Raw genomic sequence first — 21,389 nt, 5'->3', positions numbered from 1 at the left:
TGACGTCTACCGATTCTATAAGATCGACTTGAGTTGCTTTTTCAACCCCTTCGGCACCGTCTTCTCTACCGTGATGGATCGCGCTCCATGCATCGTTGCAAAGAACTGGAGTCCCTCCCGAAAATCCGTGATCCATTCCTCCACAGGCGGAGCAGTCTCTTCCATCGATAACAACCGAACCGTTAGCACGCCCGTTTTGCGATCGAGTCGCGGGTCCATACGTCCAATCAGCCGATCGCCGTGAAGAATGGGCATGGCGTAATATCCGTAAGTTCGTTTCACCTCTGGTGTGTATATCTCCCACTTATAATGGAAATCAAATAAATCCACAATCCGTTCCCGTCTCCACAGCAGGTTGTCCAGCGGAGGTAGGAATCGTACCGGACCTGATGGATCATAATGCGGCTCTTCCCTTTCCATCTCACGCAACAAACCCTCATCTTCTGCACGGATATAATAAGGCGTCGCAACATCCTCTACCTCCAGCGGAATCATGCGACCATCTGCGACACGTGCAGCCAGATCACTCCGACGTTCAGCAGCCGTAGATTTCATCCAACCTAATCGTGGATCTCGGGCATCCACGACCCGATATGCGTAAATGTACTTGTCCATCAAAGCTTGCCTCTGAGCCAAGATATCGATCTCCGCTGTCATGGATTGGCCCTGCTCCAGCAGTCCGGATTCAGTAATATGAAAATAACGTTCATTCCCCTGCCTTGCCACGACACGAATGGCAGCCGAATCCAGTAGCAAGTTCAACGCTAACGAGGTGTCCTTCGTTTTAGGCACATCTGCACTGTCCCAATATCCACTCACCCGTTCGACGGCACGAAAAGCCCTTGACGGGAGCGGTCCCTCTTCTTCCAAACGCTTCAGCACATGCTGCACTGTAATCTCCAGCCCTTGCAGGGAAGGAGCCAGACGCTCCCGTAATCGGGCACGCACAGGTTCGAACATCGCATAATCTTCGATCGGAATGACACATGCAGCATTGGCAAAATATTCGAACACTTTCTGATCACTTAGCAAGGTATGTAAGTACTCAGAGGTATAGCCCGGATCACGAGCGCCCAACACCAAATGCTGATTCCCGGTTACGGCAGCGACAGGATCAATCTGTACGCAGCCAAGGGTGCGAATCAGCTGCATGACCTGTTCAGGACCCGAAGGCAAGGAAGCAGCGGGCCAACGTCCCAATAAAGATTGCGTTTGCAGCAAAAAACGCCGAACGATTTTTTTATCCATGCGAAGCGCTGTTGTCATATGTAGAATTCTTCCCTTCATCGAAGATAGGAGAATGTATAGCTATAATTGATCCAATTCAAAAGAGATACATTGATTTTAACAGTCCAAGGGATGTCATACCAATTGAAGGAAGATCTTTTATTAAATTTTTGAGCTTATGCAGCACTCTGCACACCAAAGACAAAATAAAAAGAAGCACCACCATCCTGGGTCCGCTTCTTGTGTTTGACCTTTTGCAATTTTTCCTGTTTCGTGGGCATGAGTCGAACATGCTGGGATAACGCTCCATAATCTCCATTTACTCTCCGACTTTGCTCCGGACACCATTGTCCTGACCGCTCTGCTTTGCGCAATGCTTTTTGTGTTTGTGTACGTGCCATAATAATAGAACACACTCCCTTGATTGGTATGCACTCAATATATCATGTGCAGGCGGACAAGTGAAGGTGATTAACGTGGAACTCTTTTCCGCCGTGATTGCCATGTTTCCACAGGTTCCTGATCGTCTTCCTCAATCAACTCCAGAGCTTCTTCCATTCTTCTGGATTTAAACAGCATGATCAGGTCCATCAGATCTTCACGGTCCAGCAACTTCACCCCGTTAACCGCTGCCAGCGTCCGGCATGCTTCCGTATATCTGGCTGAAGTGAGCACGATGGATCGATCTGCTTCATAATAACGCATGGACGTGTAAATCTCCTGTACTGCGCTGAGTCCAACCGGATGATTCGCTCCGTAACGTTTGGCTTGAATGACATTACGTCTTCCTGCTCTATCCACAAACACAAGGTCAGCACCAAAATCACGGCTGCTTGTAGTCTTATGTACTTCGGCATAACCGAGCTGCTGGAATAAATGATACAGGTACAGTTCAAATTCCGATCCATCCTGCATTTTATCGATATCCTTAATCGTAATCTTACGCGGGTTGGCCTCACTTCGTATGCGCTGCCCTCGCCGAATTACACGGCGAATGATCCAGGTAATGAGTAGTAGAAGGATAATCCCCCCTATACCCACAGTCATCATATTTTCATTCCAATTCATGTCTGTTCTCCTTGTCATTCCTCTAATCTGGCAGGCTTGTACCCCTCTTAGCCCTCATCACCCGACTAAATATAGCAGACTTCTCTCTTAACAGAAAGAAGATGAATTCCCTGTAACCCTCGAACTTCTCCAAACAACAATAATTTTATACCTCAATCATAAAAGGTTACAGACACTCAGGTTGAATTTCACATGTATGAAATGGTAGAATTCAACAATCGGTTCTATTTTGAATCGAAGAAAGGTGGTTTATAACTTGCATACATCCAACAAACGAAAGTCCAAAACATGGGCTGCGCTTCTTCTCAGTGGCACGCTCCTCTTCAGCCTGCATACACCAAGCTACGCGGCCGCTGAACAAAATGCACCATTGCCTAAACCTTCATGGACATCATCTTCTCTCTCACTCACGCAAGTGAATACGGAGAAAGACGTTATCGTCAACGAAGTGAACGCAGTACCCGCGAAAAATCTGGTGTATGTGCATTCTTCCCAGCCCGTGACCAAAACAAGCAGCAATACGAAGTTGGATTGGCAGCTGGATTCGCTTCAGGCGCTGGATGCCACGACCGGACAATTGAAATGGAACGTTATTTTCCATGAGAAAAGTGGGCCTTATACAACCTACTCCAATTCACTATATACCAGCAACGGCACAGCCTATGTATATATGGAATATTCGGATGGAACCAAAAAGGTATACTCGTTCAATACTTCCGGCAAAACCAATTGGGTCAAAAACGTGAGTAATTCATCTTCCATGTACCTTCTGGATGACGATACGTTATTGATCGCTTCGAGCCCTGGTGTTCAATCAAACGGTTCCGTTCGATCAGCCATCTCGCTGTATGACAAAAAGGGAAAACTGATTACGGAAAAAACGATCAACGGTGCTTTACTCAAAGCAGGCAGTGATCGAATCGTAGTCGATGCAAGCAAGCAAACCAAAGTGGGCAGCTTCTGGCAGCCTGCCGCTAACCCCAAAGTGGAGATTTACGATCGTACGCTGAATCGTCTTTCCTTCTACCAGTTCCCGAGCAATGCCAACACTCTGGGAGACGGCGGCGGTGAATCGCTGGTCATTCTGGAAGATGGCTCCGTGATCATGCGTGCCAATTTTGCCAACACGGGTAACAAGCTGATGGGCTTTGGCACCGATGGCAAACTGGCCTGGGGCCGCGCTATTGCCGGTGATGCCTATGTTCAGACCGCGGGCAACAGTTATACCCTGTTTACAGGCCAAAAGCTGGAGCTGTACACCATGAAAGGCAAAGTGACCGAACGTACATTTAAGGAAGAGCAGCCTATTCTCATGCAGGTTGATCGTACACAAGACGGGCAATACAAACTTGATTTCGCTAAAAAGGGTTATATTCTCGATCCACAAACATTGGATACGGTACATGAATATGAGTTTGCATCCTCTCCTGGATTGCTTGATGGATATTCAACGTACAACGATCATATTATTTATCAGATCAATGACGATGCATTATCCAAGTATGTATTGAAGACAGCCTCAGCTAAATAGTAAATGGAGCGCTCTGGTTGACCGACTAACGGTTATCAGAGCGCTCTGTTATTTCACACAACGATGAGAGTCCCCCTCCCTTTTATCCTCTCTGCGCAAACTGGTATAATAGTATCGTTCACTTTTTCACCCTACTCTTGATTGGCAAGGAGCGTAGCCCTCCCATGATTATTCAATTCATTCGATACAGATAACTTAGGGCATAACATAAACCTCTTTTTTCAAAATGTTTGATAGAGGCTTATTTGTTATGCCCTTTTCTTCAGTTATCCATATCTGAATGAATGGGGTGCTATTCCATGTCAATCCAACGCAGAGAACGTAGTGCTGCGCTTATTTATCCATACATCCATATGCTTAAATGTCCCGTCTGTCATCACACAATGACAACGATTAGTCGGGATAATATTCAATGTAGTTCCAGGCATTCGTTTAATTTGGCAAGACAAGGCTATATCAATTTCTTGACACGATTTTTCAAGGGAAACTATGACAAACGTTTATTTACAGCCAAAAGGAATATTTTATCTCACACGGCTATCTATACACCTCTGACCGATATCATTCGCCATTGGATTGAAGATTACTCCGATGGCAGCAGTCAGCCCTTGCATATTCTGGACGCAGGTGCAGGAGAAGGATCTCTTTTGCATCAGATTACACAGAACACTCCAGTTGTGGGGTGGGGGATCGACATCGCCAAAGAGGGTATTGCCATGGCTTCTTCTACCTACGACCAGCAGATTTGGTTTGTTGGTGATCTTGCTTATAGTCCTTTTGCAGAGGGGCAACTGGACGTGATCCTGAATATTCTCTCCCCTTCGAATTATGAAGAGTTCGGGCGAGTGATGAAAAAGGATGGCTGGATCATCAAAGTAATTCCCCGTGACCGATATCTAATGGAAATGAGAGAGCTTTTGTTTCGGGGCCGATCTCATCAATTAGACAGCAGAGAGTATGTATTGGACCGATTTACCAAGCATCATCATCTCTTAGACAGCATTCCGCTAACATACACTCTGCCCGTATCGGAAATCATGATGAATTCACTCATTCATATGACACCACTCTCCTGGCATGGGACGGAATCAGCCATAGCCAGCGTTCAAGAGTCCTTATCGCAGATTACGATTGATTTAGAAATACTGGTGGGAAAAAAGAGATAAGTTCTGAAGCCATTGAGATAACATTCTCTTAATCATTGAACAATCAAAAAAATCCGGGGAAGTTCCTGTTGGAACTCTCCCGGATTTTTCAATAAGATCTGATGCAAATCGGTCTATTGTAAATAAAATTAATTATTCCAGTTTTCTTCAATAAATTCATCCCGTCCAGATATCGCACGGTCTTCCTTGTAATGTTTCTCATTTTTCTTGTGGTAATCCTGATGGTAATCTTCTGCCGGATAGAACACAACTGCATCCCGAATCTCCGTCACAATCGGTTGATTGAATCGCCCGCTTGCTGCCAGCTCCTGCTTGGACTGTTCTGCTAGCTCGCGTTGACGTGCATTATGGACAAAGATCGCTGTACGGTACTGACTTCCACGATCCTGAAATTGCCCTCCATCATCGGTTGGGTCCGTCTGGGGCCAGTATAGCTCCAGTAGACGTTCATACGGAAACACCTCTGGATCAAATGTAATTTCAACGACCTCGACATGACCGGTCTCCCCGGTTTTGACCTGCTCATATGTTGGGTTATCGACGTGACCGCCGGTATAGCCTGATACAATACCATGAATGCCTGGTTGCTCTTCAAATGGTGTAACCATACACCAGAAGCATCCGCCGGCAAATGTAGCTTTTTCCATGCACACTCATCCCTTTCTGTTGTACCTATATCTTAAAACAAAAAGAGGTTGATGGAAAGCCACGTCCGTGGACTTCCATCAACCTCTTCAGAAACATCTGTTATATTAACAGCTATTCATACCTCTGTTGCCGACTAACTGTTCATTCAAGAAATCTTGAATTCGTTACCCGCGGCTTCGACCCATAGAACGGAAGATCAAGCTCACGATCGCTACAAGTACGATGGCACCGATTAATGCCGGTACTATGTAGAATCCGCCCATTTCTGGACCCATGTCTCCCAGGATCACTCCACCTAACCATCCGCCGATAAAACCGGCAATGATGTTACCGATAACGCCGCCGGGAATGTCACGACCAACAATCAGACCTGCCAACCATCCAATGATACCACCGATAATTAATGACCATAACCAACCCATATCATTCACCTCTAATTAAAGTTTTTGTTGTTGTCTGTCTACTATTAACCGCTACAGAAGCATTTAAACAATTGGCATGAAAATTGTTGTATATTACCTTTTGTTCATATACCCGTTTCTCTGTTCAACAGCCTATAACAAGGCATTAAAAACAGAGTGCGTCACTTCCGGGCATCTTACACAGTTCAAGACTGCGTTATGTACCTCCCGAAAGTCATTGTATGTTGATTCAGACAGCCTTAGTATAACCAATTGAGGTGAGAATATTTTTGGTCTATTTTAAAAAGTTAGCGTACATCAAAACAGCCGTTCCGGTTACGAATCGTTCTTCCGATCGCTGTTATCCCCGGATTTTTTTTGCATTCCCTTTATAGAAGGGAAAATCCGTTGATAAAGGCAAGATAATGCTTACGAAGTAGCTTTCTTGCAGAAATCTTTTAGCTTCGCTTCTTCAGAATCGATTTCGTACCCTCCACTACATCGTCCTCATCTGTCCAGAATTTTTAAGATCTCCAAAATATTTAGGTATTAATAAAAACCTGCACGCCCCTTGCCTGGCTGGGTCAGCCAGTTATGCTTATGACTCTTGTCCAGCTCTCCTCGCATTGACTGAATGATCTGCACAATGTCCGTCCGGCCATTCTGGTGCCATTCCAGCGCTGCACTGACATACAACTCTCCAAGTTGAGCAAGAGAAAAGGTATCCGTTAATCGTGCAGCTTCCAGCGTACCTTCTTCCCCTGCAAAGACAGCAAAGCCGCGTTGATTTAAATATTGCAGGCGCAGTCCTTCGTCCGGTAGCGGTATTTCATAAGCCCGATCGAACCGACCGGCACGGTTCATGAGCCCTGGGTCTATTTTCTCCGGATAATTCGTGGTGCCAATTAGGAAGATGCCCTCTTTAGACGTTGCCCCATCCAACGTATTCAGGAAAAAGGATCGCACTTCATCCGGCATGGAATCGATGTCCTCAATAATCAGTACCATGGGAGCCAAACGTTTGGCTGCTTCGAACACTTCACGCACCGATTCACTGTTTGTGTATTCGGTAATTTGCCAATATGCTGCTGGCCCCGGAATGCTTCCTGCAATGGATTTCACGAGGGTCGTTTTTCCGTTTCCAGGATGGCCGTACAGCAGGATGCCACGTTTGTAAGGAATATCATAGTCTCGATAAAAGGAACGATCCGCCTCGAAAAACTGGTCCAACGAACGGAAAATATCCTGTTTGATTTGCGGAGAAAGCACGACCTCATCCCGCCCGACAGAGCGGGTAATCGATTCGACATGACGGTCACTGCCATTGCGGGCATCCGTGTACACCGTGACTTTTTTCATATTTTGCTGCCGTTCCCGTTCCCTTACACTGCCCAGAAATCGCTTCAATTCCTCTTCTCCTGTAGCAAAAACAAAATCCTCATTGTATATCCCATTCTCCCGGAAGAAAGGAATGCGGACGAGAGCTACGCCCCACTCGGGATAGGCAAATACATTGTTGCGAATCGAATAATGTACACCATATGTCGGTGCATCTCCATCATCCTCATAATGCAGTGTACGCAGCTCCAGATCTTCGAAAATCCGGGCAACCAATTCCACTTCGGTGCTGTTACTTTGCAGATCTTCCTTTAGCAGATCCCAGTATTCACTGTTTGGATCATCGCTGGCATAAAGCTCATAACGAACACCGTATCGATTGCCAAGCGCTTCAATGATGCCGCGAATCAAACGGGCATATATGGCATAGCCTTCGTTTCGGATTTGACTGTCTTGTTGCTCTTCGTAGGAATAGATGACTCTATTATGATTCAATTGTTCTTTATCTATGGTCATTACTTAGCTCCCTTCACAGCGGCAAGTGGTTTACATTTGGCTACAACTTGAGCCAGACCTGCGCCGGTAACACTATCAATAATTTCATCGACATTTTTATAAGCTTGCGGTGATTCATCAATAATGGATTCAAGTGAACGCTGGTTCACCACAATCTCATCTTCAGTTCCCACACCCAGCGCCGAGGCAAAATCCTCCACAGTAACCAGGCGCTTTGTTGCTGTGCGCGACCGAATGCGTCCTGCTCCATGACAGATCGAATAATAGTTATCCTTCCCCTCGGGTTGACCTACCATGATATACGAAGCCGTTCCCATTGAACCGGGTATAAGTGCGGGATGACCTGTTGCCAGATACGGCTTCGGATTATCGGGATGACCGGCAGGTAATGCACGTGTAGCTCCTTTGCGGTGTACAAAGACAGAGCCCTGATCCACGTAGGATTCCTCCCATGCATAGTTGTGCATCAAATCATAGAGGGTACGGAATTCGCATTTTGGACCAAACACATCCCGAAAAGCTTCGCGAATAGCATAAGCAATCAGATGGCGATTCACCACAGCATAATTCAGCGCAGAATACATCATATTGACGTAATGGCGACCTTCCGCATGTTCAAGCGGAGCAAAAACCAGTCTTGGATCGGATGTCCCCAGACCATTTCGCTGCATCACTTTCGCAATTGCTGATGAACTGGTTTGGCTTACATACCCGCCCCAGGCCCGGGAGCCGGAATGAATCATGACAACAATTTGTCCATCGTACAGACCCCAGGCTTCCGCAATCTCCCGATTTTCCTCGGCAATCTCTATCGCTTGAATCTCGGCAAAATGATTGCCTCCACCCAAAGTTCCTAACTGGCGATGAGCCCGATGCCAAGTCATATCCGGTACCATATTCAGCACTTCCTCATCAAAGGCAAATTTGCTGCTCTCTACATGAGTAATGGAAGTTGATTTTTTCGGTGTATAGCTGTCCGGGATATATTTTTTTGGTAATCCATGCAGACCTTTTCGCACAATATGCTCCAAACGAATGTCCGAGTAATGACCGCGCTGATTTGCCTCCATCGGCAGCACTTTCTCAATGGCTTTTACGAGTTTACGGCGCAACTTCACGTCTTTCAGGTCGTCCTTATGCAAATTGGTCATATGTACCCGCATACCACAGCCGATATCACTGCCTACGATGGATGGAGATACATAACCACTCTTGGCATCCCATACCGCTGTTGTGCCAATGCAGGTACCTACACCGACATGCACGTCAGGCGTATAGCTCATATAGGAAATTCCCGGGATTTGAAGATTGTTGTTCGCCATCTCGAACACCTTATAGTCTAATGACGAGAACAGCTGTTGTGCAGCATATACCGTTAAATCACCAGAAGGCAATTTGACTTCATGTCGGTAGCCTCCTGTGAGTTCATTTTGACTCGTAAATAAATTAGGTTGTGTATTCATAAATGTTTATTATTCCTTCCTGTACGTTCAGCTATTTCGGTTCACTTTCAAAAATGAACCTAACGTTATTCCGAATTCCATATCCATCTTCAGTACAACAAAAAAAGAAGCCACGGACAGTTCGCCCGTGACTTCTTCATGACAATAACAGAAAACAAAATCAGCATGAACATGCCGCGTCTGTTCTCCATTGCAATATACGCCGAGAGTAGCATATCGATTAATAACGTTCCAAGGATAAACGATATGCATCTTCCCCTATGTCGCCCGTATGAGGCCAAAGAGACGATGAACTGGATATACAATTGTGTCTGTGCTTCGTAGGGTCTTTGTGGATTTCAAATCATAACCAACCATCATATCTCTCGGCCTCCCTTCATCAATATTATGTTTATATTAAGCGGACTCGTTTCGATGTGTCAACCCTTTTCTTGGAAATTTTCCTATATTGCATATGCATTAGATTTAAATTCGTGCTAATAACTTATATAAAAAAAGCAGGGTCTTAAGGAACAGACCCTGCTTACTCAAGCATATTATGAGATTATATATCGATTATTGATGGTACATGTTTTGACAGATTTGACTTTGTATCTTATCATTTCCCTGCTTGTTTTTCCAATTCTTCCACAGGATTTTCATCTTCTTTTTCAGGCACCTTGGAGGACAGGAACCAACCACATACCGCAATCGTAATGAGCACAATGTAGAAACCAAATTTCCAAATTTTATTTTCCGGGAAATGCTCATCCAGAACGCCCAGTGAAGGATGTGCAAGTGTAATCACAGCCAACTTAACCCCAACCCAGCCAACGATAACGAAGGCTGCAACTTCAAGTCCTGGACGGGAATGAAGCAGTTTAACGAAGAAGGAAGCCGCAAATCTCATGATGACAAGGCCGATAAATCCGCCGAGGAAAATGACGATAAACTGTCCACCGTCAAGTCCGCCGATCGGAGGCAAACCACTTGGTGGCAATGCAACAGCCAGCGCCACAGCTGCGAGAATGGAATCGACCGCGAACGCGATATCTGCCACTTCCACCTTGAATACAGTCATCCAGAAACCAGATTGTTTTTTTGGTTTTTTTGGAGCGGAATCAGCCGCTTCATCTGTTTTGTTTCGGCTACCCAACACCTTTTTGACAATGTGGTTAATGGAGATGTACAACAGGTACAGGGCACCAATTGCTTGAACCTGCCATACGTCCACGAGGAACGAGATGAGGAATAGTGACCCCAATCGGAAAATGAACGCTCCCATTAAACCATAAAACAACGCCTTTTTGCGTTTATCATCAGGTAAATGCTTAACCATAATGGCAAGAACCAATGCATTATCCGCGGCAAGTAACCCCTCCAGGACTACTAAGACGACAAGAACCCACCCATACTCCAATAATAACGATAACTCCAAATTTTACTCCTCCTTAGTATCCTTATCCTTATGATGTACAAAAAAAAGGACCTTTACCATCGCTGGTAAGGTCCTTTATATTCACGAAAAGAGACCTTTACCCAGCATGAAAACTTGGTAAAGGTCTCGCTAACAACAAAATTGCTGCCAATAAAGCCGGGGATGTAATCCCGAACTGACGACTTTACTGTGAAAGCTACTCCCCTTTAACATCAGGAATATTTAGTTTTAAGTTGAAACAGGTTCAATAATCTGTTCTCATCATATTCATAACGATAAGCAAAGTCAAGCTTTATTTGACTGTCTGCGGTCCAGCTTGCGAAAGACCAGCAAATCATAGATGAAATTACCCAGTGGGATAAACGAGATAAAAAACAAAGCAATTGGACGACGCAAACGCCATTTTTTCGTGGTATACAGACTCACCATAAATAATAAATACATCAGAAATAAAAAGCCATAGATGTTGCCAAACCACGTGACTGCCTTTGGCATGATCCCTGATTCTCTTAATGGAAAAGCAACAAATAACAAAAGTACATATGAAAGCCCCTGCAACCACAACAGCAGTCGAAAGCGGCTGAGTGTTGAATGTAACATTTTTTTCCTCCTGCTTCTAAATACGCGCAACAATTTCATTGCATCCCGTACAGTATATCACAAAAACGAAATTTACCCTCACTCGCAGTTCTACAGGAGCCAAATCCACCCGATGCACATAGGATATATGACCAAGATAGATTGTTGCGAATATGGACAAGGAGGAAACTGTTGATGAAAATAGCCCTGATAGCGCCTGAAAAATTGCCAGTCCCAGGTAACGGATCTGTCGAAATCTGCATCCTCGGCATTGCTCGTGAACTTGCTCTCCGTCACCAGGTGACGATCATAAGCCGTCAGATGCCCGGTCTTGCCATTACAGAGCAAATAGATGGCATAGTGATCCGTCGTGTACCATCAACCAGCCCCAGCGAGTACACGAGGGCAGTGATCCGTTTTCTGAAAATCCAACCCTTCGATCTTATTCAGGTAGACAACAGACCTCATAGTATGGCTTCAATTAAACGCGCTTTCCCTACGTTACCTGTGGTGCTCTATCTTCATTCGTTAACCTTTGCACAACCAGGACCAGCAAGATTAGCGCTGTTAAAAAAAGCGAATTGGATTGCCGTTAATAGTCAATCCCTCAGACAAAGGCTGGGTCGCCGATTCCCATCCTTAAAACGACGGATGGGTGTTGTACCACTGGGCGTGGACCTAAGCCGTTTTTTGCCTGCAGCTAAAGGAGAGCAGCAGCTTCTGCGGAAGCAGTTCGGTATCACAGGGCCATTCTCCATTCTGTATGTAGGCCGACTAATTCCCGGCAAAGGTGTGGATGTACTGATTCGTGCCGTAGCTCTTATTCAGCAGCAGGTATCCGTGCAACTGATCATTGCAGGTAAAGGACCTCCAGTTTACGTCCGCAAGCTGCGACAGCTTATCCGAAAATTAAAGGTTGATGCCACCTTCCGAGGTCAGATCGCCCATGAGCACATTGACCGTTTGTACAGGGCTGTGGACTGCCTGGTGTGCCCTTCCCAACAACATGAGGCCTTCGGGCTGGTTAATGTTGAAGCTATGGCTTCAGGACTACCCGTCATTGCTTCAGACAATGGAGGCATTCGTGAAATCATTGTATCGGGGAGTAATGGATACCTTGTAAGACAGTATCACAACCCCCAAAGTTTCGCTGCTTACCTGTCTAAACTGGCAGACAATCCTTCTCTCGCTCTTTCGCTTGGAGAAGCTGGCCGTGCCAGTGCAGTTGAACAGTTCAGTTGGGCCCGGACAGCCATGCATCTTGAAGCAGCCTATACAAAACTTATCCGAGGATAAATCTTGTATAGGCTGTGCTTTTGTTAAGCTTTTTCACGTGACTGCCAGTCTGCAATAAAGCTATCCATATGCGGAACAGGAACATACATCATTTCAATTAACTCCACAATAATCATATCTTTCATGGCAAATCTCACCTTAGCGCATGTTTGTTGGCGGAAAGCATCATAAATTCCCGAGCCAGTCCAGCAGCCGTGAGGAGCGAGCAGTGGATTATTAACAATATATCCAACCGTCCCAATGGGGGGAACTACTACCTTGATGGCTCGAGAGTCTACCCGATTGTCGGGGTCTTTGACCAGAAACAGGATATCGCCTACGTTTAAAGCTTCTACACCATGATAATGCTCCATTCCATACATGGCTGCAAATAATTTGGTACTCATCACAAAAGCTCCTTTTTACACATTTTTTAAATTTAGTTGGGTTGAATTATTGATCTTCCTCATAATGTTTCATCCACTCTATGAGTTGTTCACGAATTTCTTTACGATATTCGCGGGGTTCAAGGACCTCCGCTTCGGGGCCAAATTGATATAACCATTTCAGGAATTCACGACTACTGTTCAGCGTTACTTCAAATAACAATCCACCATCAGGCGTATCTGTCATTCGTGGACGAACAAACATTTCTTCTTCTTTTATGTAGGGGGCCACTTTCTCAGTGAATCTTACTTTGAAATGGATAAGTTTATCCCCACGATCAGTGGACCATGTGTTTTTCATGAACTGCGTTATGTTGAAATCACCCATAACAAAATGGGTATTGGTCTGTATAACGTCCAGAAAGCGACTGATCCGAAACAAACGGACTTTCTGCAGCAAGTGGCAATAACCAATCAAGTAGAAACGCTGATCGCGCGGAATGAGGTAATAGGGGTCAATGTCGCGGACCGTTATTTCATTTTTCGTAAGCGTGTGATATTGGGTTCGAATCGTTTGTTGATCCAGAATGGCTTCAATGACCGGGATAAGCAAGTTGGGATACTTCCCTTCTTCCCGGTATGCAGGTGTACCCATACGAATAATGCCTGCAATATTTTCTACAATGTCACTGTTTCTCGATTTCATTTTCGTATGGGCTGTCATCACCTTGTCAAAGGCTGAATCAAATTCAGCCGGGAGTTGCGAAGTATCCACCACGGATGGAAGCATGGAGAATACTATCGCTTCCTGTTCGGTAAAATCCAGAGGATACATGGCAAATTCACCAATGAACCGATACCCCTTGCCATAACCTTCATTCATGATAGGGGCAACCCTGTCCAAAATTCGGAGATCGCGATAAATCGTGCGCACAGTTGTACCGCATTTCAACGCCAATTCTTTGGCGGAAATTCCGGGATTCGCTTGTATAGCCTGAAGTATACGCAGAAGACGAATTAATTTCTCTGTCATGTAGTTTCTCCCCTTCGATATTTTATCGGCAAGGAAAACTAGTTCCTTTAGTCCGGTACTAAATCTTTAGTCCCAAACTTATTTTCGCAATTTCACCTTATGTATATAGTTCAATCGCACTTATTCGGCTTATTAAATATACATTCTCTTACTTGCTTGCGTAAAATATTAACCTCAAGTCCTTATACCTACGCCTGATAGCCTATTTGGCATTCAAAAAAAATAAAAAAAGTCTTGTCTCTTGGACCAGAGACAAGACTTTTTCGCTTGTTTATTTGTGCAATTGCAATAATTTAGTCAGCACATTGACCATATGATCGCACAGATCAGGGATATCTCCCATCTGATCTTCATTCACACTGCGGTCAAAATGTACTTCAGCTGTGATTGCATAAGTTGCTGGCTGATCTTCAAATATATAATGAATATGCTGCAATTTTCGTTGTTCCGGCCAGCTCTCTTGTAATATGGAGCTAATTGCAGGACATTGAGTCTCAGGCTCCTTAACAACCATTCTGAACCGCAACCGCAAACGGCAACCTGATAGAACTCCTGGTGTCTCCAAAATCTCAGCCGCGAGATCCTCAAGCGATGTGTTCAGTAGCACTTCGCCTGTTACGTCAGGGCAATCTCGCAGGCAGAATTGCAGCACCAACTCTCTGGACATACGGGCCAACTCAAGCTGATCCTTCCGATCCGTTATGGAAATAAGTTCATCCAAATTATCGAGATCATATAGGTAATTTTCGAAGCCTACTTTCAAATTGTCATAAATCGTCGGATCAAACATGTTGTGAAACCTGCTTTCTTATGCAAATTATTCCGAAATGAATTGTTGCTGCTCCGAATCATAGTATACTGTAACGTTGTTTCACGCAAACAGCTCCCCGTCATCATACCGAATAACGCGACTATGTAGCAATCTTTCATAAGTCAAAACGACATTCATTATCGCGCATCTCCTGCGACTCCACTTGTCCTTTTCCAATATAAAAAAGCCCGGTCGTGATGACCGGGCTTGGTTGAGATACAGAATAATAAATATTCTGACTCCCTATTCTTCTTTAGCTGGTTCTTCTGGTGCTGCCGGTGCTGCTTCATCAGCAGAAGCCGTAGGCTCTTCCTCAGCCGCTTGTGGCGGCATCACGGAAGCGATGATGGAATCACCTGACGTCACCAGAGTCAGACCTTTATCGAGCTTGATATCTCCAGCTGTCAAACGATCACCAATTTCCAGTCCGCTAACATCCACCTCAATGGAGGTTGGCAGATCAGCCGGAAGTCCTTCGACCTCCAGTTGAGTTTCCTGTGTCTGGAACACACCGCCTGCCTTGGAGCCGGCTGCGGTACCTTGGAAGTCGATCGATACACTAACGCTGATCGGTTTATTCTTCGAAATTTGCAGGAAGTCCACGTGCAGCAGACGTCCGTTGCGTTCCTGTTGATCCTTGATCAACACTGGAACCGTTTTGCCACCCTCAAGATTGAGGTTGAACATCTCGGAGCGACCTGTACGTGCTACTTTCAGCACTTCTTTTTCATCTACATGTATTGCGGCACCTTCTAATCCCGGGCCATAAACGACAGCCGGAACACGTCCGCCTTGTCTTAACAGGCGCAATGCTGCACCTTTCTTTTCAGTTCTTGGTGTTGCCGTAAGTTGAGCCATTTTTCCGTTGGATTTCATGATTGAACATCCTCCTTCAAGGGATCCTTACTTATATTTGTTAGGAAGCCGTAAGCTTCTCTCTTAGACCAGAATGGCCTTTTCGTGCGTGGCCGAATCTGGGGCCATATCTATATTTACCCCAATGAAAGACCATCTCAAACACTAACATGTTCAGTTTTTTTATTTTTCTGGTGAAAAAGGGGCTTTCTAATGAACAAAAAAGCGGTCGGAATACCTTCCGACCGCTTGTTAAGCCTATACTTTTCAACCTTTGTATGAAGTTATAACTTAGCCAGCTATGCGCTGTTACGATCATCCTCATCATCACTTTCACGGATAACCTGCATTTGATCCGACCCACTGTGAACGATAATGTGCACATCTCCGTCTTCAGGACCGATATCAACATAACGATCTCCGCAGGTATCTTTGGCTTCCCATTCATTCAACCGAATAATTAAGCCTAGATGATGCAGTCCTGCAGCCACCCGAAAACGGGCTTCTGCTGCATTACCCACTCGCTCAAATGGGACAGCTCCATCCTCCATGCCTGTGCCCCATACCCAGACGTCCCATCCCTCATAATGCTGATCTTCCCGTTCATATCGGAGAGTGACAATTCGCGAAATTGGTTTGTGGATTTTGACATTCAGCGATGCCTGAATCCCTCCAGCCTCCGCGGTAATCTGGGCAGACCCTGGTGTTAAAGCACGCACAATTCCTGCTGTACTAACCACTGCATGATCCACCTTAGACGAGCTCCACCGTATATTCATACCTTGCAGAGGCTGGCCGAATTGATCCAGAACCAAGGCGCGGAATCGACTGACACGTGTCGTGTACATTACAGATTCCCCAATAATTTCAATTCGTTCCGGATGGAGGTGATCAACCTGCAGCGTACACTCTGTGGTAATCGTGCCACATTGGACGCTGATCGTTGCTTCTCCGGTCTCCCCCATATGAATTGTCCCATCGGATTGAATCGCAATAATCTGTGGGTTCGAAGAGCTCCAGGTCACAGATGCATTTTCCACTACATTACCAAAACGGTCTCTGACTGATGCTCGCAAACCAGCAATCTCTCCGGCACTGTACACAAGACGCGGCGAATGAATCTCAATCACAGCCGGTTCAGTACCACCAGCATATTCCGTGTCGTACAGTACCATCAACGACCACCGTTCTACCATTGCGTTCCCGCTCACCGTCTCAATGAGGTCTGTACCTGCTTGGTGATCATTCACAACAATATGCCAATCACCCTCCGGCAGACTCACTTGCTGCTGCTGACCCGTTCCGTTGTAGATTACCACGATCTGATTCCAGGTATCCTGATTCGCTCCGTGATCCAGTGTAAATGCAACCACATTTCCTTCTGCTCGCATCATGCGAAGATGATTCCTTACCTGTTCGGCGTTAATCATGCGAAAGGCCGGATGTGTGCGACGCAGATGAATCAAGCCACGATAATAGTCAAAAACAGGTCTGAATCGAGCTTTGTTAGCCCAAGTGATCGTATTCACGGCGTCCCCGCTGCGATAACTATTGTGATCTCCTGCTTTGGATCTCAGCATCTCATCTCCTGCATGAAGAAATGGAATACCCTGTGAGGTAAGCAAAATCCCTGTTGAGAGCAAGGAACGTCGAACCATCTCATGATCAAGTACATCATCCGCATCGACATAACGATAAGGGTCCGCCGCTTTAACCGCCGATTCTGCACTGCCTCCTTCTACAGGCTGCCCGTCTCTCCATACCGGGTAACCGAGATCATGCCTGAGGTACATCGTTGTTGCGATTTTGTCCCATAAGTTGAGATTATCATGTGCCGTTACATAATTGACGGATTCCACTGGTGAAGATGTGAAATCATCTAGCGCTCCGGCTACACCCATGGCTATTTCGTACTCCTTACCGTCTGCTCCGGTAACAAAACCTTTACCGATCCCATCACTATCCCCTTTGATAGCACTGCGGAAATGATCGTTAAATACAGCAAATCCCTGACCGCGTTGTGTTCCTTTTAACGTTTTTCGATCCAGAGGTGAATCTCCGCCTGTCCACGGCTCCCCGTAGATCAGAAAAGCCGGATCAATCTGTTCTCTCAGCTCGCGGGTCACTTCGTTCATCGTGTCTGTATCAATCAGCCCCATGAGGTCGAAGCGAAACCCGTCCACATGATATTCCTCTGCCCAATACAGGAGAGAGTCCAAAATATATTTTCGCACCATAGGGCGCTCCGTAGCCAGTTCATTGCCTACACCCGAACCATTGCTCAATCTGCCATCCTCACGGTAACGGTAATAATAACTTGGTACAATCCGTTCAAAAGGTCCATCATCCACGCTGTACGTATGGTTATAAACCACATCAAGCACAACACGAATGCCTTGTCGGTGCAAGGAATGAATGAGCGCCTTGAATTCCCTGATTCGAATCGCAGGATCACGCGGATTGGTCGCATAGGAACCTTCCGGCACGTTATAGTGCTGCGGATCATAACCCCAGTTGTATGGCAATTTGGCATTCGAGCCGACGTCCGTTGTCACTGCCAATTCATCAACCGTCTGATAATCCGCTACAGGCAGAAGATGTACATGCGTGATGCCGAGTTCGACAAGATGATCTACACCGATGGAATTTCCACCTCTGTCCGTCAACCCGGAAGCCGTAAATGCCAAATATTTGCCCTTATATGGAATATCAGCATGGGGGTCGGAGGAGAAGTCTCGCACATGTAATTCATATAGAACCGCATCTGCCGGACGCAGAAATACGGGCTTCACATCCTCTTCCCAATCCACTGGATTGGTTGTATCCATGTCAATGATGGCTGTCCGCTGTCCATTCGCCGATACAGCACGAGCGTAAGGATCGGGTGCCACTGCAATATGTTGATCATCATGGGTAATGTGATACATATAATAATGTCCGGCCCAATCCCCTTCAAGCTGTACACTCCATATTCCATCCGGGTCACGGGTCATCAACCGTTTCTGTCCGTCATCATGTTCGGTTACTTTACCAGTTGCATCATAATGTCCCTCATTATCAAAAATGAGTAATGAAACCTGCTGAGCTGTAGGTGCCCACAGCTTGAATGTGCTTGCTGTACGCGTATATGTTAAGCCAAGATCGTTGCCTTCATAACGAAAAGATGTCCATTCCGGCATCGTTCCCACCGCCTTTATATCCATTGATTTCGTGTTGTCCCGATGTTACGGAGCGAGACGTCATTTGTCAACCCGGGGTTGTCTGTACTCAACATATCGGTTGAGCAGAGGCTTTCAATTAGCATATTGAATGTGAAGCAAATCCTCACAGCAATCGCTTTCAAGATACAGCATATGTAAACAAGCGCCATAGATTGACAGCATTTGTACCTGTCCTGATGAAAAAAAGATGGTGAAAAGCAAAACACCCTCGCTCCACAATGGAGAAAGGGTGCAATAAGTTCACTCACCTGAATACATAACCGTCATGGATATAGCAGGAACACTAACCTGACCGTCTTTGGCTGTACGCAGCGTCTCTATGCCAGCCTGCCCATGCTCTACAACCACATTCCATGTACCTGAAGAAACGGAGATTGTACGGGTTTCTTTGGAAGCATTGTAGATAATGATTATCCGTCCCCATGAATCTCCCACAGACGTTCCTGCCAGTTCATAGGACAACAGCCCTTTTCCTTTTTCAAGCAATCGAACATGGAGCTCAATCTCTTCCCGGGTGCGAAGACGAAAAGCAGGATGCTCGCGCCGAAGACGGATCAGGCCACGATAATAATCATAAACAGGCTTAAACTGCTGCTTTTGCTCCCACCGAATGGCATTGACTGAATCTCCACTCTCATGACTGTTGGCATCGCCAAATTTACTTCGCAGAAGTTCATCTCCAGCCGCAAGCAATGGGACCCCCTGGGAAGTCAATACGATGCCGTTAGCAAGCAGACAGCGCCGGACCGTTTCGTTCTCCAGTATGCGATCCGGGTCAACGTGCAAATACGGCTTCGCCTGCTGTACAGCCTCTGCCACGTTGGCGCTGCCTTTCACACGACCATCCTCGCTATATGTGATAAATCCCAGCGTATCGTGCAATCCTTGTGTCTGGGCGACTTTGTCCCACAGGTTGAGATTATCATGTACAGTTACATAATTAATCGTTTCAGATGGGCCAGCGGTAAAATCGGTAATGGCTCCCCTTATGCCTGTCCAAATATCGTCTTCTTTTCCCTCCGCTCCTGTAGCAAATCCGGTTCCCGTTCCATCACTATCCCCTTTGATCGCTCCACGGAGGTTATCATTAAATACAGCAAATCCAGCTTCACGCTGTGCTCCCTTAAGTGTCATTTGATCTCCAAGGGGTGATTCCAGCGCCCCCCAAGGTTCACCGTATAGGAGGATGGAGGGAGAAACCTCGGCATGCAGTTCTGCTGCGAGCTCTTTCATCGTTGTCGTGTCGATCAGACCCATCAGGTCAAAACGAAACCCGTCCACATGGTATTCCTCTGCCCAGTATCGTACGGAATCGATAATGAACTTGCGCACCATCGGGCGCTCAGTTGCCACTTCATTGCCTGTACCAGATCCATTGCTGTACGTGCCATCCGGGTTCTGACGGTAGTAATATCCTGGAACAAGCTTCTCAAATGAACTGGCTGCCGTATCAAACGTATGATTGTACACCACATCCATAATGACTCCGATCCCCTTCTCATGAAGGGCGAGTACCATCGATTTGAACTCTCGAATTCTTGTCTCCGGCTCATCTGCACGGGATGCATAAGAACCTTCTGGAACGTTGTAGTGGAGCGGATCATAGCCCCAGTTATAACGTGAGCAATCGGAAGTCCCGTCATCTTCCTTCGATTCGTCCACTGTCGCAAAATCAAAAACCGGTAGCAGATGTACATGAGTAATTCCCAGCTCAGCCAAATGATCGATCCCCAGTGTATTCCCGTTTGAATCGTGCAAACCTGTCTCGGTAAAAGCAAGATACTTTCCTTTGTGCCTCATGCCGGATGACTCATGGATCGAGAAATCGCGCACATGCAGCTCATATAAGACCGCATCTACCGGGCTCGCCAGTTTTGGACGAATATCCTCATTCCAGCCATTCGGGTGGGTCTGTTCCAGCCTGACGATGACTCCCATTTCTCCATTCATGGTCACAGCCCGTGCATAGGGATCAACCGCTATCTCCTGCCGTCCGTCCTCAAAGGTGGCTCTGTACATATAACGATAACCGTTCCACTCACCTTCGAGTTTCAGGGTCCAGATGCCCTGATCCTGCTTGTTCATAGGTATTTCTTTCTGTTCGTCCTGATTCTTCTGTTCATTGGGACTTCCCCCTGTTGAAGGCGGGGATAACAGCACATCTACCTGCTTTGCGGTAGGTGCCCACACTTTGAAACTACAGGCTTGTGGTTCCATCGTGACACCCAGATCTCTTCCTTGGTATGTATCTACTACGTTTAATACGTCTAACTTGTGATGGTCATCAATCATGCTGTATATTCCCCTCTCGATGAGCAATAAAATGGATGTGAACAAATGCTCCTTACCTTTTATACCCCTTCTGTTACCTAACCATAATCTCGGGGATGAAAAAGAACTTAAAAAAACAAGCCATGCTTCACGTCATTTCACGCAAAACACAGCTTGTTCTTC

Annotated in this window: 18 protein-coding genes; 3 read left to right on the top strand and 15 right to left on the bottom strand. The window is 46.0% G+C overall.

All coding sequences use genetic code 11. From position 1 onward, the window contains the following. Positions 1–15 precede the first annotated feature (15 nt). From MHB84_RS19935 to MHB84_RS19925, 3 genes are all read right to left on the bottom strand, one after another. Positions 16–1,266 carry a DNA glycosylase AlkZ-like family protein gene (locus MHB84_RS19935; RefSeq protein WP_076287818.1) on the bottom strand — a complete coding sequence of 417 codons (1,251 nt, stop codon included), beginning with the start codon at positions 1,264–1,266 and terminating at the stop codon, positions 16–18. 137 nt (positions 1,267–1,403) lie between these two features. Continuing rightward, entirely contained in the window at positions 1,404–1,628 is a 225-nt protein-coding gene (locus MHB84_RS19930) for a hypothetical protein (RefSeq protein WP_076287817.1), read from the bottom strand. A gap of 70 nt (positions 1,629–1,698) precedes the next feature. After that, positions 1,699–2,295, bottom strand: coding sequence for a restriction endonuclease (locus MHB84_RS19925; RefSeq protein WP_076287816.1), 597 nt, complete (start codon positions 2,293–2,295; stop codon positions 1,699–1,701). 256 nt (positions 2,296–2,551) lie between these two features. Between MHB84_RS19925 and MHB84_RS19920 the strand changes: the two genes are divergently transcribed. Further along, on the top strand, positions 2,552–3,826 hold the full coding sequence (locus tag MHB84_RS19920; protein ID WP_076287815.1) for a hypothetical protein: 1,275 nt from the start codon (positions 2,552–2,554) through the stop codon (positions 3,824–3,826). Positions 3,827–4,110: 284 nt separating this feature from the next. Beyond that, positions 4,111–4,992, top strand: coding sequence for a putative RNA methyltransferase (locus tag MHB84_RS19915; RefSeq protein ID WP_143764543.1), 882 nt, complete (start codon positions 4,111–4,113; stop codon positions 4,990–4,992). A gap of 128 nt (positions 4,993–5,120) precedes the next feature. On the opposite strand, the gene msrA is transcribed toward MHB84_RS19915, so the two are convergent. The 6 genes from msrA to MHB84_RS19885 form a co-directional block, all read right to left on the bottom strand. Next, complete coding sequence (gene msrA, locus MHB84_RS19910) at positions 5,121–5,639, bottom strand: peptide-methionine (S)-S-oxide reductase MsrA (protein WP_076287813.1); 519 nt, start codon at positions 5,637–5,639, stop codon at positions 5,121–5,123. Positions 5,640–5,804: 165 nt separating this feature from the next. Beyond that, positions 5,805–6,062, bottom strand: a complete 258-nt coding sequence (locus MHB84_RS19905; protein ID WP_017686880.1) for a GlsB/YeaQ/YmgE family stress response membrane protein — start codon at positions 6,060–6,062, stop codon at positions 5,805–5,807. A gap of 528 nt (positions 6,063–6,590) precedes the next feature. Continuing rightward, the gene (locus MHB84_RS19900) at positions 6,591–7,895 is read right to left on the bottom strand and encodes an AAA family ATPase (protein ID WP_076287812.1); all 1,305 of its coding nucleotides are present in this window, start codon (positions 7,893–7,895) and stop codon (positions 6,591–6,593) included. Continuing rightward, the gene (locus tag MHB84_RS19895) at positions 7,895–9,358 is read right to left on the bottom strand and encodes an RtcB family protein (RefSeq protein ID WP_076287811.1); all 1,464 of its coding nucleotides are present in this window, start codon (positions 9,356–9,358) and stop codon (positions 7,895–7,897) included. The genes MHB84_RS19900 and MHB84_RS19895 overlap by 1 nt, the downstream gene beginning before the upstream one ends. Positions 9,359–9,956: 598 nt before the next feature. Continuing rightward, positions 9,957–10,775, bottom strand: a complete 819-nt coding sequence (locus tag MHB84_RS19890; protein ID WP_076287809.1) for a TerC family protein — start codon at positions 10,773–10,775, stop codon at positions 9,957–9,959. A gap of 285 nt (positions 10,776–11,060) precedes the next feature. After that, on the bottom strand, positions 11,061–11,375 hold the full coding sequence (locus MHB84_RS19885) for a DUF3817 domain-containing protein (protein WP_076287808.1): 315 nt from the start codon (positions 11,373–11,375) through the stop codon (positions 11,061–11,063). A 174-nt stretch (positions 11,376–11,549) separates the two neighbouring features. Here MHB84_RS19885 and MHB84_RS19880 point away from each other — a divergent pair, with 174 nt between their 5' ends. Then, the gene (locus MHB84_RS19880; RefSeq protein WP_076287807.1) at positions 11,550–12,650 is read left to right on the top strand and encodes a glycosyltransferase family 4 protein; all 1,101 of its coding nucleotides are present in this window, start codon (positions 11,550–11,552) and stop codon (positions 12,648–12,650) included. Positions 12,651–12,673: 23 nt separating this feature from the next. Here MHB84_RS19880 and MHB84_RS19875 read toward each other — a convergent pair whose 3' ends face one another. The 6 genes from MHB84_RS19875 to pulA (MHB84_RS19850) all read right to left on the bottom strand — a co-directional run bounded on the left by MHB84_RS19875 (position 12,674) and on the right by pulA (MHB84_RS19850) (position 21,227). After that, positions 12,674–13,036 (bottom strand): HIRAN domain-containing protein, encoded by a 363-nt coding sequence (locus MHB84_RS19875; RefSeq protein WP_063566897.1) that lies wholly within the window; start codon positions 13,034–13,036, stop codon positions 12,674–12,676. A 46-nt stretch (positions 13,037–13,082) separates the two neighbouring features. After that, positions 13,083–14,048, bottom strand: a complete 966-nt coding sequence (locus tag MHB84_RS19870) for a helix-turn-helix transcriptional regulator (protein WP_076287806.1) — start codon at positions 14,046–14,048, stop codon at positions 13,083–13,085. A gap of 271 nt (positions 14,049–14,319) precedes the next feature. After that, positions 14,320–14,838 (bottom strand): hypothetical protein, encoded by a 519-nt coding sequence (locus MHB84_RS19865; protein WP_076287805.1) that lies wholly within the window; start codon positions 14,836–14,838, stop codon positions 14,320–14,322. Positions 14,839–15,102: 264 nt separating this feature from the next. After that, positions 15,103–15,735, bottom strand: coding sequence for a 50S ribosomal protein L25 (locus MHB84_RS19860; protein ID WP_076287804.1), 633 nt, complete (start codon positions 15,733–15,735; stop codon positions 15,103–15,105). Positions 15,736–16,013: 278 nt separating this feature from the next. Further along, complete coding sequence (gene pulA / locus MHB84_RS19855) at positions 16,014–18,893, bottom strand: type I pullulanase (protein ID WP_076287803.1); 2,880 nt, start codon at positions 18,891–18,893, stop codon at positions 16,014–16,016. Between the two features lie 282 nt (positions 18,894–19,175). After that, the gene (gene pulA, locus MHB84_RS19850) at positions 19,176–21,227 is read right to left on the bottom strand and encodes a type I pullulanase (RefSeq protein WP_076287802.1); all 2,052 of its coding nucleotides are present in this window, start codon (positions 21,225–21,227) and stop codon (positions 19,176–19,178) included. Positions 21,228–21,389: the final 162 nt, after the last annotated feature.

The organism is Paenibacillus sp. FSL F4-0087 (assembly GCF_038020215.1).
Classification (GTDB): domain Bacteria; phylum Bacillota; class Bacilli; order Paenibacillales; family Paenibacillaceae; genus Paenibacillus; species Paenibacillus taichungensis.
The sequence above is the reverse complement of the archived record's forward strand: the minus strand, read 5'-3'. Positions and strand labels throughout refer to the sequence as shown.

Coding starts and splice junctions, on each gene's coding strand:
- MHB84_RS19905 (WP_017686880.1), bottom strand. CDS start 6,062: ATGGGTTGGTTATGGTCATTAATTATCGGTGGTATCATTGGATGGTTG.
- MHB84_RS19885 (WP_076287808.1), bottom strand. CDS start 11,375: ATGTTACATTCAACACTCAGCCGCTTTCGACTGCTGTTGTGGTTGCAG.
- MHB84_RS19915 (WP_143764543.1), top strand. CDS start 4,111: ATGGGGTGCTATTCCATGTCAATCCAACGCAGAGAACGTAGTGCTGCG.
- MHB84_RS19880 (WP_076287807.1), top strand. CDS start 11,550: ATGAAAATAGCCCTGATAGCGCCTGAAAAATTGCCAGTCCCAGGTAAC.
- MHB84_RS19870 (WP_076287806.1), bottom strand. CDS start 14,048: ATGACAGAGAAATTAATTCGTCTTCTGCGTATACTTCAGGCTATACAA.
- MHB84_RS19930 (WP_076287817.1), bottom strand. CDS start 1,628: ATGGCACGTACACAAACACAAAAAGCATTGCGCAAAGCAGAGCGGTCA.
- MHB84_RS19875 (WP_063566897.1), bottom strand. CDS start 13,036: ATGAGTACCAAATTATTTGCAGCCATGTATGGAATGGAGCATTATCAT.
- MHB84_RS19935 (WP_076287818.1), bottom strand. CDS start 1,266: ATGACAACAGCGCTTCGCATGGATAAAAAAATCGTTCGGCGTTTTTTG.
- MHB84_RS19860 (WP_076287804.1), bottom strand. CDS start 15,735: ATGAAATCCAACGGAAAAATGGCTCAACTTACGGCAACACCAAGAACT.
- pulA (WP_076287802.1), bottom strand. CDS start 21,227: ATGATTGATGACCATCACAAGTTAGACGTATTAAACGTAGTAGATACA.
- msrA (WP_076287813.1), bottom strand. CDS start 5,639: ATGGAAAAAGCTACATTTGCCGGCGGATGCTTCTGGTGTATGGTTACA.
- MHB84_RS19925 (WP_076287816.1), bottom strand. CDS start 2,295: ATGAATTGGAATGAAAATATGATGACTGTGGGTATAGGGGGGATTATC.
- MHB84_RS19900 (WP_076287812.1), bottom strand. CDS start 7,895: ATGACCATAGATAAAGAACAATTGAATCATAATAGAGTCATCTATTCC.
- MHB84_RS19895 (WP_076287811.1), bottom strand. CDS start 9,358: ATGAATACACAACCTAATTTATTTACGAGTCAAAATGAACTCACAGGA.
- MHB84_RS19865 (WP_076287805.1), bottom strand. CDS start 14,838: ATGTTTGATCCGACGATTTATGACAATTTGAAAGTAGGCTTCGAAAAT.
- pulA (WP_076287803.1), bottom strand. CDS start 18,893: ATGCCGGAATGGACATCTTTTCGTTATGAAGGCAACGATCTTGGCTTA.